Origin of the sequence: Planococcus sp. CP5-4_YE (assembly GCF_019042655.1) — a bacterium.
Lineage (GTDB): Bacteria > Bacillota > Bacilli > Bacillales_A > Planococcaceae > Planococcus.
The window spans coordinates 82,484-95,837 of sequence record NZ_JAHPZO010000007.1 but is presented as its reverse complement, the minus strand read 5'-3'; the positions used below and the strand labels follow the sequence as shown (position 1 = coordinate 95,837).

General features: G+C 50.4%; 12 protein-coding genes. 8 read left to right on the top strand and 4 right to left on the bottom strand.

The features are described 5' to 3' along the window. Positions 1-6 precede the first annotated feature (6 nt). From KTG14_RS10415 to KTG14_RS10405, 3 genes are all read left to right on the top strand, one after another. Positions 7-816, top strand: coding sequence for a hypothetical protein (locus tag KTG14_RS10415; protein ID WP_216970884.1), 810 nt, complete (start codon positions 7-9; stop codon positions 814-816). After that, positions 801-2,759: a M14 family metallopeptidase gene (locus tag KTG14_RS10410; protein ID WP_216970883.1), complete on the top strand. Its 1,959-nt coding sequence runs from the start codon at positions 801-803 to the stop codon at positions 2,757-2,759. Before KTG14_RS10415 ends, KTG14_RS10410 begins: the two co-directional genes overlap by 16 nt. A 224-nt stretch (positions 2,760-2,983) precedes the next feature. After that, a complete protein-coding gene (locus KTG14_RS10405) occupies positions 2,984-3,826 on the top strand; it encodes an aldo/keto reductase (protein ID WP_216970882.1) in 843 nt (280 codons plus the stop codon). Between the two features lie 132 nt (positions 3,827-3,958). Here the strand turns inward: KTG14_RS10405 and KTG14_RS10400 are convergent, their stop codons facing one another. Both KTG14_RS10400 and KTG14_RS10395 read right to left on the bottom strand, forming a co-directional pair. Next, positions 3,959-5,146, bottom strand: a complete 1,188-nt coding sequence (locus tag KTG14_RS10400; RefSeq protein ID WP_216970881.1) for an MFS transporter — start codon at positions 5,144-5,146, stop codon at positions 3,959-3,961. 147 nt (positions 5,147-5,293) lie between these two features. Continuing rightward, positions 5,294-5,812, bottom strand: a complete 519-nt coding sequence (locus tag KTG14_RS10395) for a TetR/AcrR family transcriptional regulator (RefSeq protein WP_216970880.1) — start codon at positions 5,810-5,812, stop codon at positions 5,294-5,296. Positions 5,813-6,078: 266 nt separating this feature from the next. Here KTG14_RS10395 and KTG14_RS10390 point away from each other — a divergent pair, with 266 nt between their 5' ends. Further along, positions 6,079-6,753: a metallophosphoesterase family protein gene (locus KTG14_RS10390; RefSeq protein WP_216970879.1), complete on the top strand. Its 675-nt coding sequence runs from the start codon at positions 6,079-6,081 to the stop codon at positions 6,751-6,753. Between the two features lie 108 nt (positions 6,754-6,861). Here KTG14_RS10390 and KTG14_RS10385 read toward each other — a convergent pair whose 3' ends face one another. Next, entirely contained in the window at positions 6,862-7,671 is an 810-nt protein-coding gene (locus KTG14_RS10385; RefSeq protein WP_216970878.1) for a CPBP family intramembrane glutamic endopeptidase, read from the bottom strand. A 228-nt stretch (positions 7,672-7,899) separates the two neighbouring features. On the opposite strand from KTG14_RS10385, the gene KTG14_RS10380 reads away from it, so the two are divergent. From KTG14_RS10380 to KTG14_RS10365, 4 genes are all read left to right on the top strand, one after another. Then, the gene (locus tag KTG14_RS10380; RefSeq protein ID WP_216970877.1) at positions 7,900-9,378 is read left to right on the top strand and encodes a flavin-containing monooxygenase; all 1,479 of its coding nucleotides are present in this window, start codon (positions 7,900-7,902) and stop codon (positions 9,376-9,378) included. Positions 9,379-9,527: 149 nt separating this feature from the next. Then, positions 9,528-10,043, top strand: coding sequence for a YfiT family bacillithiol transferase (locus KTG14_RS10375; RefSeq protein ID WP_216970876.1), 516 nt, complete (start codon positions 9,528-9,530; stop codon positions 10,041-10,043). Positions 10,044-10,330: 287 nt separating this feature from the next. Next, positions 10,331-11,557: a DUF819 family protein gene (locus tag KTG14_RS10370; protein ID WP_216970875.1), complete on the top strand. Its 1,227-nt coding sequence runs from the start codon at positions 10,331-10,333 to the stop codon at positions 11,555-11,557. 88 nt (positions 11,558-11,645) lie between these two features. Next, entirely contained in the window at positions 11,646-11,963 is a 318-nt protein-coding gene (locus KTG14_RS10365) for a toxin-antitoxin system YwqK family antitoxin (protein WP_367948937.1), read from the top strand. Between the two features lie 136 nt (positions 11,964-12,099). On the opposite strand, the gene KTG14_RS10360 is transcribed toward KTG14_RS10365, so the two are convergent. Next, positions 12,100-13,149, bottom strand: a complete 1,050-nt coding sequence (locus KTG14_RS10360) for an aromatic acid exporter family protein (RefSeq protein ID WP_216970916.1) — start codon at positions 13,147-13,149, stop codon at positions 12,100-12,102. Positions 13,150-13,354 lie beyond the last annotated feature (205 nt).

The following is a 13,354-nucleotide window of genomic DNA, read 5'->3' as shown; positions in this document are numbered from 1 at the left end:
ATGTGGATGAAAAAAGTTTTTGCCGGATGGCTTTCGGTAGTGCTGGTGTTGTCAGCGTTTGTGCCGGCAATGGCCGCAAATGAAACGGGGGCTAGCGCGACCGAGCAAGCGACGGCGCTTGAAGTGAGCCGTTCGGTCTTTTCGTTGACTGAAGCGCGCACCGTCGAAGTAACGGCTGATTTAGGCGAAGGGGTCGATTTGGAAGATGTCGAATTCCAGTTTGGCGGAAAACCACTTTCTGAATGGCAGCAATGGACAGAAGGCCAGAGCTATAACGGCGACCCGTTCATCACAGTCGTGGAAGAGCCTTCTTTTGTGGAAGGCACGAACAAAATCACAGCCGTACTGGAATTCGGTTTATTGTACGGGACGGATGATTTGTCCAACCGGACGATCCGCACGCAGTACCAGCAATTTATTGGAGATTATGAACTGGCGCTAGTTGATTCGGCAAGCGGCGAAAAAGCGGCAGCGACCGTCGAATTGAATGTTTACGATCAGTTTAAGTTTTACGATGAATTAAAACCGGCGATCGATGACATTTTCGAAGCCGCTGAACAAGATACGGACAACGATCGCTACCTGGAGTATCAGACCGTCGGCAAAACGGTGGAAGGGCGCGACATTCATTTCGTCATTTTGGCACGAGATGAGGCAGCGGTCGATCAGTATTTGAACGAAACCTTGCCGACTGCACTCGAAGATCCGGAAAGCTTGATTGAAAAACTCGAGAACGATACGATGGGCGATTACCAAGTGCCGATCTGGTTCAAAATATCCACCCGGACGAAGTCGAAGGCGTGGATGTGCAAGTAGAACTATTGGAGAAATTCGCTTTGGAAGATGAAGTGAAATTCATGAATACAGACGGTGAAACGGAATTTGAAGAAAACTTGAACGTGGACGAAGTGCTGGACGATGCGATTTTCCTTTATATGTTCACGAGCAACCCAGACGGCAGAGTGGCCAACACGCGCGCGAACGCGGAGGGCTTTGACTTGAACCGCGACAATGCGTACCAGACGCAAGTGGAAACGCAGCAAGTGAATGAAGTGCTGTCGAAATGGACGCCGCTATCGTTTGTGGATTTCCACGGTTATGTGGATGGGTTCTTGATCGAACCGGCAACACCGCCGCATAACCCGAACTTTGAATACGATTTATTGATCGATAATATGATGGATCAAGCGAATGCGATGGGGCAGGCAGGCATCGCGAATTCCGAGCTGACGTCTTATTTCATTGCCAAAGACGGCTATGGTTCGGGCTGGGATGATATGACGCCAGCGTACACCGCGATTTATGCGATGCTCCACGGCGCGCTCGGCCATACGATCGAAGTGCCGAAGCTCGGCCAGGACGGCTATAATGCGCTCGTTGGCAGCGGGCTTGGCGCAGCGAATTATGTGCACGATAATAAAGACCAATTGTATAAAGAGCAATTGGAGATTTTCAAGCGCGGTGTGGACGGCGAAGAAAACCGTGCTGTAGATGAATATTATGTCAACGCGGCAGGTGAAGTGATCGGCCGGATTCGCGGGGACAATGAAAACTTTTTCCCAGATTATTACGTGATTCCGACAGATGACAAAAACCAGAAGAATGCGTTGGAAGCATATGAGATGGCAGATTATTTGATCCGCAACGGCGTGGAAGTGGAAAAGACCGTGAAACCGGTAAAAGCGGACGGTGTTAATTATCCAAAAGGTACATTCATCGTGCCGATGGACCAGGCGAAACGCGGTTTGGCGAACGCCATGCTTTATGAAGGCGATGACGTCTCCGATTGGGACGCGATGTATGACCCGATCGTCGTTAACTTCTCTGATTTGAGAGGCTTTGATTTGGAAGAAGTGCGCAGTGAAGGTTTGTTCGATGGCAAGACACAAGAACTAGAAGAAGCGGTCATTCCGACAAGCACCGTAAAAGGAAACCCGCCGAAACAGATTCTCGAGAACTCCACGAACGATGCAATCCGTGTCGTCAACGCGTTGCTCGCTGACGGCAAAACAGTGGAAGTGCTGACGGAAAGCAAAGGCAAAGCGGAGGCTGGAGATTTTGTCGTCGCAACGAACGATCTTCGTCCGTATGCTGATGATTATTATTTTGAAACACAAGTGTTCGGCAATGGCAAAAATGCCGAAACCGAAGTACTTGAACAGCCGAGCGTTGCGGCAACCGGATCTGCACAGTTGAACTTCTCGTTGCGCCAGCTGGGCTTTAAACTGACGGACGCTGCGGCAGCGGATGTTATCGTTAGCGATGGCGGTTCATTTAACGCTGCACAAGTCACCGGCAAAACCTTTGTCGGGATTGGTGCACCTGCACTGAACGCCGTGAGCAAGAGCGGCTTGCTTCCAGGATTTGCGTATACGAGCACAGCAAGCAGACACGAGGGACTCGTGAAAGCAGATGTCGCGGAGCATCCGCTGACTGCCGGATACGAGCAAGAAGAAAATCTCTACGTCACGACCGGTTCATGGATTTCAAGCGTACCTGAAGACGCCGAAGTGCTCGCAAGCTTCCAGAACAGCGACGATTTCTACCTCGCCGGCTGGTGGCCTGGCTATGAACAAGCACAAGGCCAAACGATGGCCATCACGGCGGAGCAGGGAGAGACGACGTTTAATTTGTTTGCTAACTCTCTCGCATTTCGTGCCCATACCGAATATAGCTACCGTTTCATTGCGAATTCGATTTATGATGCGGTGAGTGTAGAGGCTGAAGTGGTGGAGAAAGGGAAAGGGAAGAAGAAGTAGTAGGTGATGTCCCTGTGCACCACACAATTCTCCGGGTAAGAACCTTGAGATAGCGGCGTTTGTCTGACGCAACGCCCCTGTGCACCACACAATTTGGGATCCGCTCCACTCGACAATGGAGCGGATCTCTTTTTATTCGCCTGAGAAATTTCGAAAGCCGAATGATTTGAATTCGTGAAGATGTAAGAGTAATCTGAAAACAGACTTGAGAGGAGTGGAAGTAAATGGTGAAAGCAATTCCAGAAGTGACATTAAATGACGGCACGACTTTGCCGGTGACAGGGCTCGGTACATACGGACTGTGGGGAAATGCCGGAGCGAACGCCGTCAGCAGCGGCATCAATGCGGGATACCGTTTAATCGATACGGCGTATAACTACGAAAACGAAGGCGCGGTCGGCGAAGGCATTCGGCGCAGCGGCATTCCACGAGAGGAGCTGTGGGTGACGTCCAAACTGCCGGGGCGCTATCACACATACGAAAAAGCTTTGGTGGCGATTCAGGAATCGCTATTCCGTGCGCAATTGGATTATTTCGACCTGTATTTGATTCACTGGCCGTTGCCGAATCAAGATACGTACGTAGAAGCGTGGCAAGCCTTGATCGATGCACAGAAATGGGGACTCGTCCGCTCAATCGGCGTCAGCAATTTCCTGCCTGAGCATTTGGATCGCATCATCAAAGAAACTGGAGTGACGCCGAGTGTGAACCAAGTGGAATTGCATCCGTTTTTCAACCAGGCGCACCAGCGAAAAGTGCATGCGGACCTCAATATCCAAACGCAGTCGTGGAGCCCAATCGCCAGAGCGAAGGATATCCTGTCGAATGATACCATCAGCCAAATTGCCGAAGCCCATCACAAAACCATCGCGCAAGTCGTGCTGCGCTGGCAATACCAAATCGGCTCGGTGTCGATTCCGCGTTCCACATCGCCTGAGCGCCAGCGCGAAAACCTGGCCATTTTCGATTTTGAATTAAGCGACAGCGAAATGGCGGCGATTTCGGAGTTGTCCCGCCCGGATGGCCGGTTGTTTGATATGGACCCGGCTACGCATGAGGAGTTTTGATGTCCCTGTGCAAGACACAATTCGAGCGTCAAGTTAGCTGTGTTAAAAGGGATCCGGTGGAGAAGCGTCCCTGTGCAACACACAATTAAAGACACATCCGCTATCAAAGCTAGCGGATGTGTCTTTGTTGTTTTATTCGTCGGAACGAATTGTGTGGGAATTGTGTGCTGCACAGGGACGGGGGCTACTCGTCTGCGTAGAAACCGGCTGGGCATTTGTTTTAATGAAGATAAACAGCAAACCAATCGCCGCGAAAGACAGGAAGGCGATCGGATAAGACATGCCATCGATCAAGGCGCCCGCTCCGATCGACCCGAGCGATTGCCCGACGCCGAGCGAGAAGAACGACAAGCTGACGCCGACAGAAGGCGTATCCGGGAAGTGGCGTGTGCCCCAGACGATGAATAAGCCGGTCATGAAAATGAACGAGATGCCGAACAGAATCGCGGACAAGTAGATGGCGGCAGCGTGCGGAATCATCAGTGTGATGAGAGATGCGGTCGCGACCAACACGCCCAGGCGATAAGACCAGCCGAGCCCGATACGCTGAATGATGGTTCCCGCGATGCCGCCGATGATGCCCGCAGCGCCCATGATGGTCCAGAAGATGGTGCTTTCCGGTACCGAGAAATCGTGCACTTCGGTCAAATAGCTTCGCGAAAAGGTCCAGTAGATGGAGGAACTGAAGCCGATGCCGATTGCGGCGATAATCATGAAACGCACTTGGCCGAGCATGCTCAGTTTAAACTGGCTGCCAGTGGATTGTTCCGGTTCTTCTTCCGGACGGTCGATCGCGCGTGCATTCCACCACAGCGTCAAGAACGCCAAGATAGCAAACAGCACGTAGCCCCAGCGCCACTGTTCGGCGAATGCTAGTGCGACAGGACCGCTGGCAACGACTCCGACGCTCGTGCCGGTGTTGATCCACGTATTGCCTCTATCACGCTCGCGGCTCTCAAGCGATTGTGCGACGACTTGGCTGAAGGCGGGCGATACCCAGCCGCTGCCGAGCCCGGCGATAAACGCGCTGATGGCGAGCGTATAGAAGCCTTGTGATGCCGCCATTCCGAGCATACCGATAAAGGCGGTGGCCCCTGAATACAACACGACGTGACGGGCGCTCATTTTATGGATGAAGATAGCCGCTGTCACCAAGGCCAGTGTATAGGCGGCATACGCCACCGAACCGATCAATCCCGACTGGCTTTCAGATAAATTTAAGGCGCTGCTGATTTCCGGCAAGAACAAGCCGAAACTGTATCTGGCGAACGCATAGGTGACACCGATCATAGCGATGCCGGGCAAAACGATTTTCCACATGATAATTCACTCCTTTTATTAGATAGAACGGTCATTATACTTTCAAGGTAAAAAAATAAAACTGGTTTACTTGCCGTTCTTAATTCCTCATTATAGATAGAACGGTCACTATATTTTTGAGGTAAAAAAAGTAAGCAATCCGCTTACTTATAAATGTTGCACCAAAGCCATCAAGGCATCTTCGACTTCATCCAATGGAGAAAATTCCGCCAAGGATACGGCTCCTTCAAACAGCAAGGACAAGCGCGTCGCTTCGGTAGGCGTAAGCCCGTTCGACAGGAACAACTGCTTGGTGTCTTCTTTATGGTTCGTCACGAGCTGGACAATCGCGTGGTCAGGATCGCTGACGAATTCTTCTTTCGCCCGCAAAAACATGCAGCCATTGGAAGCGGTATCCTTTAGCCAATTCAAATGGCCGATCGCTAGCCGTTGTGCGACAGAGCCCGTCGCTTGTTGTTTTGCCTGTTCGAGATAGTCCATATAAACTTGCGACCTGCGGGTCAAGATTTCCAAGATCAGTTCGTCTTTGGAATTAAAATGATTGTACAGCGTCATCAGCGCCACGTCCGCTTCTTGGACAATCGCCTTCAAGCCAATGGCATGAAAGCCGTGTTGGTAAAACAGCTGTTCAGCAGCTACCAGTAAATCTTCTTTCTTGGTGCTCATGAGCCACTCCTCCATTGGTTTAGATATAACGGTCACTCTAAAGTTAACAGCTATGGAGAGCGGATGCAAGTGAAACCTGTTTAAGCGCAAAAAAGGGGAGTGGGTTTTGCTGCTCACGTGAAGGGTAAATAATTGGATGAAGATGGTAAACGTAAATGGGAGTTGTTTTGGCAGGAGTTTGAGTGCAAACAGGGAAATACGCATATAGCAGGAAGCCAGATGAATTCAGAGTTATTGTGGAAAACGGGAAGCAGGAGGTGCACACGATGAAACGGATCTTAGCCATCAGCGATGTTCACGGCGAGTTGGAACTGTTCAATAAACTATTAGAGAAAGTGAAATACGACGCAAGTAAAGACCAGCTGATTTTACTCGGGGACTATGTGGACCGCGGCCCGGATTCCAAAGGCGTGCTGGAGCGGGTCATCGAATTGAAGCAACAAGGCGCGATTGTGCTGCGCGGCAATCACGACCAAATGATGCTAGAAGCAGCAAGAGGAGAAACAGGTGCTGCGGGAAACTGGCTGCGCAACGGGGCGCTTTCCACTTTACAAAGTTACGATTCTTCGATAAAAGGCATGAAGCTTCCGGCGAGGGAGCTGTTTTGGGAGCATATCGAGTTTTTGAAAAAGACGGAGTTTTACTGCGAAACGGATGGCTACCTATTCGTGCATGCAGGTGTTCAGCCAGGAATCCCGGTTGAAGAGACAGATCCGTATTTATTAATGTGGATTCGCGACGAATTCCACCGGGGCTATGCAGGCGATAAGAAAGTCGTCTTCGGCCACACGCCGACGTTTAATCTGAGAGGGTCAAATGATACGAGCGTTTATTTTGGCAGCAATCGCATCATCGGCATCGACGGGGGCGCAGTTTACGGCGGGCAATTGAATTGTTTGGAATTGCCGGATGAACAGGTGTATTTCGTGAAGAAAGAATGAGGCGGGCGTTTATTTCGAATGATACGTGCCCTGTGCTTGGGTGAGCGAGGGTATTTTTTATTCACCAAAAACCTGCTTCGCGCTTGTTTTCGGAGAATCGGGGGCTGCTTACCGAATGGGCGATCTGCGCTGTTCCAAGCCCCGGGACATCCAGCCGATAATAAGCAGCAATAGCACTGTGCTAGCAATCAGCGCAATGAGATTGGGTGCGGATTTGGTGTATAGGTCGTTGACGCTCGTCACCGTCAGCCATTCCATAAACGAAGTGCCCGCGAAGGCCTGGTAAACGGCGAGTGTGTTGTTGGCGCTATGGAGCAAAACCGGCGCCAGCAAATTGCCGGATTTTACATACAAGATAGACGCGATGACCGCGAACAGGAACGCGCCGAGAAAATTGAGGTGGAAGACAGCAAAAATCAGGCTTGTGATGCCGATGCCTTTCCATAAACCGAATACGTCCATCAGCTGATTCAAAAGGACGCCGCGGAAGACGAATTCTTCGGCGATCGGCGCAACGACGGCGACGACGAAACCGGTCGCGGCCAAATACCAGAACACGTCGGGGAGCGGTTCTGGCGTGAGAAATAAAGTCACTAAAGCGGGCGCTGTCGACATGAGTGCCCTCAACAACAGCCAATAAATGCTCATGGAAAAGATCATAATCAATAATGTGAGTGCAAATATTGGCAACAGCCAGAGGGCGATGCCGTGGGAAAAGACGACTTGGCGCAGTTTCACGCCGCGCTTTTTGAAGTAATAGCTGCAAATCCACATGGGCAAGACAGTATAGAACAAGAGCAGTGCGAAGATGCTGTTGAGGAACGGGTTGCCGGCAACTTGCAGTAAAAAAGAAATCGAGACGATGGATGCGACTGTCATCAAACCGAGAACAAACCGTGGCTTCTTTTTCCTGGCCATCCTCATCGCCGCCTTTCAGTAAGGTGCAGAATGAATGATATTTTGATCTTATAGTATCACGATTTTGTGAAGAACAAGAAAATTAATCGACAGCAATTTCCAACTTTGGAGAGTTGTTTGTCACGGGTTAGGGTACTCCGTTACATAAAGGGACAGTTAAGTAATGTGCTAAGTGAATAGAGTCATTTACAACGCTGATAGTGATTGTTTGGAGATGGGGGAATGAAGATGGAACGTAAACACCGCGAAAAGAATATACGCAAAGCGAAAATTATAGTGATCGGCACTGGATTTTCCGGCATTGCAGCCGCCGCTAGGCTCTTGCAACAAGGCGAGCGCGATCTGCTGATTTTGGAGCGCAGCAGTGATGTTGGCGGGGTCTGGCGGGACAACCAGTATCCAGGCTGTGCTTGCGATGTGGAATCGCATCTCTACTCGCTGTCTTTCGCTCCAAATCCCGGCTGGAGCCGGAAATTTTCGCCCCAAGCCGAGATTCACACGTATTTGCAAAAATGTGCGGCTGATTTCGGGCTGATGCGTCATATTTGTTTTCATCATGAAGTCCAGCGCTTGGATTGGGACGAATCGCGCCATGAATGGCAGATCCAGACGAACATGGGAGGCTTTGCCGCCGATATCGTGGTGGGCGCTGTCGGTGCGCTCAGCGAGCCTTCCATACCCGAACTTGAAGGCATCGAACGGTTTCAAGGCGAGGTGTTTCATTCGGCGCAGTGGCCGTCGGATTTCAACGCGGCAGAAAAACGCATCGCAGTGGTCGGAACGGGGGCTTCAGCCATTCAGTTCATTCCGCAGATCCAGCCGCAAGCGGGGCTTCTTCACGTATTCCAGCGCACGCCGGCCTGGGTGATTCCTCAGCAAGATAAGGCCATCAAGGCCGAGCAGCAGCAAGCCTATCGCCGGTTTCCGGTTCTTCAGAAAATGGCGCGGCTGAACATTTACACAAAGCGCGAAGCGATGGTTTTCGGTTTTCGTCACCCAAACTGGCTAAAAGCGGTAGAGAAGCTAGCGGTCAAACATATGAACGAAGCCATCAAAGATCCGGCTTTGAGAGAGAAACTGACCCCCGATTACCGCATCGGCTGCAAGCGGATCCTATTGTCAAATAGCTATTATCCTGCACTGGCAGAACCGAATGTGGAAGTGCATACGGCAGGTATAACGAAAGTTGTGGAAGATGCCGTAATCGATGCGAATGGCGCGCGCATTCCGATAGACAGCATCATTTTCGGCACTGGATTCCAAGTCACTGACTTCCCGATTGCTCGGCACATATACGGCAGGGCAGGCCATTCGCTGAAAGAAGCATGGAACGGCAGCCCGAAGGCGTATCTCGGCACTACTATTGCGGGATTCCCGAATTTATTTCTGATTCAAGGGCCGAACACGGGGCTCGGGCATACATCAGTCATCCTCATGATCGAAGCGCAGGTGGACCATCTGCTGAATGCATTGAAGTATATGAAAAGCAGGCGGCTCGAAACGATTGAGCCGAAAGTTGGCGCTCAAGAGCGGTTTGTTGAAGAAACGGATCGCTTGATGAAAGGAACAGTTTGGACTTCCGGAGGCTGCCGCAGCTGGTACCTCGATCAAACCGGCAGGAACTCGACGCTGTGGCCCGGAACTACGCTGTCGTTCATGAAAAAAGCGGGACAGTTTAATCGAAAGGATTATATCGTCTCTAAGTGAAAGTGAAATTGCCCTGGCTGTATCGTCTGTAAGCCTGTAGTTCAGGTTTAGGGGAGAATGTGGTTATTTTTATAGTGAAAAAATGTTATGTTGGTAGGACTGTTGTAAATAGGACTTTCAACAAATACAGGTAAAAAGGGGTTAAGCAAATGGATGTGAAATTTCCGATTGGCCAAATGCAAGTTCCGGACCAGGTGACGACGGAAGAGGTCAACAACTGGCTGCGAGAAATCAATAGCTACACGACGCGGCTTCGCGAAGTGGTAGATTCCTTGTACGATGAGGACTTGAACAAAACCTATAGAGAAGGTAGCTGGACAGTCCGGCAGCTTGTGCATCATGTTGCGGATTCGCAATTGTCTCTCTACCACCGCCTGAAAATGGCATTGACGGAATACCAACCGAGCGTGTCTGAATTTGACCAAGACAAATGGGCGTATCTGCCGGACAACCGGCTGCCAGTGGAAAGTTCGATCCTCATGCTCGAAGGACTGAACGAACGGATTGTGGCGCTCGGGAATTATGTGACGGGTACGCAATTGGAGCGCGTCTTCATCCACGAAACGGACGGCGAAGTTCGCGTTGCAGAAACCCTCGCGAAACTGTCTTGGCATGAAGAGCATCATTTGGCACATATTCGGATCGCGTTGGGCTTGGAACTTTAGTTGTTCCTGTCCCTGTGCAAGACACAATTTGAGTGATGATATCGTTGTGGTGGCGGCATTTAGGTGTTGAAATGTCCCTGTGCGTCACACAATTCAAGGCCGTACCGGAAACTGAACCGTTTCCGGTACGGCCTTTTTGATGATTGTAAACAAGTGTATAAAATTGTGAGACTACTCGACATCATCTGACAATAATAGGATACTGGGAGATGAAGCGTTCAATTTAATGACAGCTCGCGCAAACGAATCTAGAAGGATGAAGTGCAGCGAGCGAAGGGAGAATACATATGGAGAATTCATTGATTCGGGCAGATGATTTGCTGACGTTATGGGGCATCATTGTTATCGTCGCGGCGATGAGCATCGTGCTCGAGCAGAAGTACAGCTGGGCCGGGAAGATTTCTGGCGCCATCATTGCGCTCGTTTCTGCCATCATTTTATCGAATACCGGCATTATCCCGACGGCGTCGCCTGCGTATGACGCGGTATGGGCATTTATCGTGCCGCTCGCCATTCCGCTATTGTTGTTCCACGTGAATTTCAAGAAGATCTGGAAAGAAAGCGGGCGCATGCTGCTGATTTTCCTGATCAGTTCGATCGGAACAGTTGCTGGGACGATCCTCAGTTTCTTCTTATTAAAGGATACGATTCCGTTTCTTGACCGCATCGGCGGCATGATGAGCGCTTCGTACGTTGGAGGTGGCGTCAACTTTGCGGCAATGACGGCGAAGTTTGAAGCGCCGGAAGATTTGGTGTCCGCCGCGGTCGTGGCGGATAATTTGATGATGGCGCTCGTGTTCATTACTTTGATGGCGATTCCGACATTTGGTTTCTTTCGGAAAACTTACCCGCATCCGCACGTTGCGCAAGTAGAACGGGAAGCAGGGACGAACGGCGGCAAGACCAACGCCGAAACCTTTTGGAAACGCCAGGATATTTCATTGAAGGATATCGCCATGTCACTCGGGACCGCCTTCTTCCTTGTGGTGGTTGCGACAAAGATCGCCGAGTTTTTTGCCGGCATCGTTCCGTCTGGTGAAGAAGTCGGGTTCGGCTGGAACTTGCTCAGCGGCTTGATCGGAGACCAGTATTTGGTGCTGACGACTTTGACGTTCCTTGCGCTCGCGTTGTTCCCCCGTTATTTCGACGGCATCAACGGCAGCCAGGAAATCGGGACGTTCTTGATTTATTTATTCTTCGTCGTCATCGGCATCCCGGCATCGATTCCACTGATCGTCCAGAACGCGCCATTGCTGCTGGTCTTTGTCGCGCTCATCGTTATCGTTAACTTGACGGTATCGCTGACGGCCGGGAAGTTATTGAAATACGACCTGGAAGAGATTTTATTGGTGGTTAACGCTAACGTCGGTGGCCCGACAACGGCCGCTGCGATGGCGATTGCCAAAGGCTGGCGCGAATTGATCGGGCCGATCTTGGTGGTCGGGACGATTGGCTATGTGATCGGCAACTATATCGGGACGACACTCGGTTTGTGGTTTGCGACGATGATGTAGGGAGGACGGTTGTGTCCCTGTGCGCCACACAATTTCAAGAGTGAAATGACTGTAGTAGCGGAGTTTCAAGGCTGGAATGTCCCTGTGCGTGACACAATTCAATCATCCGGAAGGAGTGAGAGCCATCATGGACGAGGAAAAATGCGATGTAGTGAAACCAAACGGTGTGAAGGAAAAGAAGCTCGAAGTGATTGATGGTTATACGATCAAATACCATGCCAACGGGAAAACGATGTGGTCCAAAGGCAAGATCATTGATGGGGAGCCAGAGGGCTACTGGGAGTGGTATCGAACCGATGGAACCTTAAAACGCTCAGGCCATTTTGAAAAGGGCGAACCTGTGGGCGAGTGGATCACTTATGACAGCAAGGGTGTAACGTATAAGGTTACGAATCGGGATAAATGATGTCCCTGTGCATCACACAATTTCAGCAGCAAGATCCTTATTGCAGCGGGATTTCCATCTCGGAACGTCCCTGTACAAGACACAATTCAACAGAAAAAGGCCATGGCGGAATTCCGCCACGGCCTTTTTTCATTTCTTATGATTGTTTTGCTTCCTGTACGGCTTTGACACTATTCGGGTCAAAAAACTTATCGACCAAATCGTAGATGGTGAGGAGTTCGTAAAGAATTGTGAATTCCGGCGGGAACAGTGTTGGATGGAGTGCGTCATTTGCTGGCACACGTTTACTGTTTTCCCAAAACAGATCGGTAATGCTTTTCAATTGTTCTTGGTGTTTTTCATGATCGAAATTGACGGAATGACGCAAGTCGTCTGCAAGCGCTCTAACGGCATCCATGATGATTTCACGTTGGGCTTGTGTCCATTGGATTTCTTGGATGGGAACGCGAAGCAAGGCATTTAAATGGTATTCGAAGTTATCGAGGAACAACAATTGCCGTTCCGCCATCTGCAGCTCGGCTTCACGGTTGCGAACCCATGGATACAGGCTCGCTTCATCGCGCTGGTAATGAACCAATTTCTCGGTCTTGCGGATTTCTGTCGTCAGTTGCTTGACGATTTTCTTGTCTTCCTGGAGGGTCGCATCGCCGTCGAAGAGGATGGTATGGAACGTGTGTTCGAGCATGCTTCCCGCCCGCCCGCTGATACTGTGGATGCTTTTCAGGATAGCGGTGCTGTAGTTCGGCGGGAACACGAGCATATTGACTGCGGTCGAAACGACCAAGCCGATCGTCGTCGTCCCCAAACGGATGAAGAACGAGAACAAGAAGTTGTCATGGATGACTTCCACCATCGCGACAGAGGTTAATGTTGCAACCAGCAAGCCGGCATGCAGATTGAGCCGGAAACACACCAGGATCGTGGCGACCGCAGCAAGTGTATAGGTAATCGGGGAATTCCCGAACAATGTGATAAAGAACACGGCAAAGGCCGAGCCGATAGCCGAAGCAGGGAAGCGGATCAGCCCTTTTTTGATTGAATCGCTCACTGTGGGCTCGATTGTCACAATCGCTGTGATGACCGCAAAGACAGGCGGCCAGTTAAACCATAGGCAAATCGTGGCAGTCAAAAAGATGGCCAACCCGGTTTTTATTATTCGACTGCCAGCGAATTGAAAAGATCGCATCATATCCAGCCACTGTCTCCTTTGCGTAGAATTTCTGTATTTTTAGTATATCATCCGTATGTGTCCCTGTGCATGACACAATTTGATGGTAGAAAACCTTGCAGTAGCGTATTTTTTGGAGTAGGTCGTCCCTGTGCGCCATACAATTTAACTTGATTCCCATTAAATCGGTAAAAACTCCCAATCTCAACCAGTTGAATGTTAG

Excerpts from the sequence above, each read along its gene's own strand:
- KTG14_RS10415 (WP_216970884.1), top strand. The coding sequence starts at position 7 with ATGAAAAAAGTTTTTGCCGGATGGCTTTCGGTAGTGCTGGTGTTGTCA.
- KTG14_RS10405 (WP_216970882.1), top strand. The coding sequence starts at position 2,984 with ATGGTGAAAGCAATTCCAGAAGTGACATTAAATGACGGCACGACTTTG.
- KTG14_RS10400 (WP_216970881.1), bottom strand. The coding sequence starts at position 5,146 with ATGTGGAAAATCGTTTTGCCCGGCATCGCTATGATCGGTGTCACCTAT.
- KTG14_RS10395 (WP_216970880.1), bottom strand. The coding sequence starts at position 5,812 with ATGAGCACCAAGAAAGAAGATTTACTGGTAGCTGCTGAACAGCTGTTT.
- KTG14_RS10390 (WP_216970879.1), top strand. The coding sequence starts at position 6,079 with ATGAAACGGATCTTAGCCATCAGCGATGTTCACGGCGAGTTGGAACTG.
- KTG14_RS10385 (WP_216970878.1), bottom strand. The coding sequence starts at position 7,671 with ATGGCCAGGAAAAAGAAGCCACGGTTTGTTCTCGGTTTGATGACAGTC.
- KTG14_RS10380 (WP_216970877.1), top strand. The coding sequence starts at position 7,900 with ATGGAACGTAAACACCGCGAAAAGAATATACGCAAAGCGAAAATTATA.
- KTG14_RS10375 (WP_216970876.1), top strand. The coding sequence starts at position 9,528 with ATGGATGTGAAATTTCCGATTGGCCAAATGCAAGTTCCGGACCAGGTG.
- KTG14_RS10370 (WP_216970875.1), top strand. The coding sequence starts at position 10,331 with ATGGAGAATTCATTGATTCGGGCAGATGATTTGCTGACGTTATGGGGC.
- KTG14_RS10360 (WP_216970916.1), bottom strand. The coding sequence starts at position 13,149 with ATGCGATCTTTTCAATTCGCTGGCAGTCGAATAATAAAAACCGGGTTG.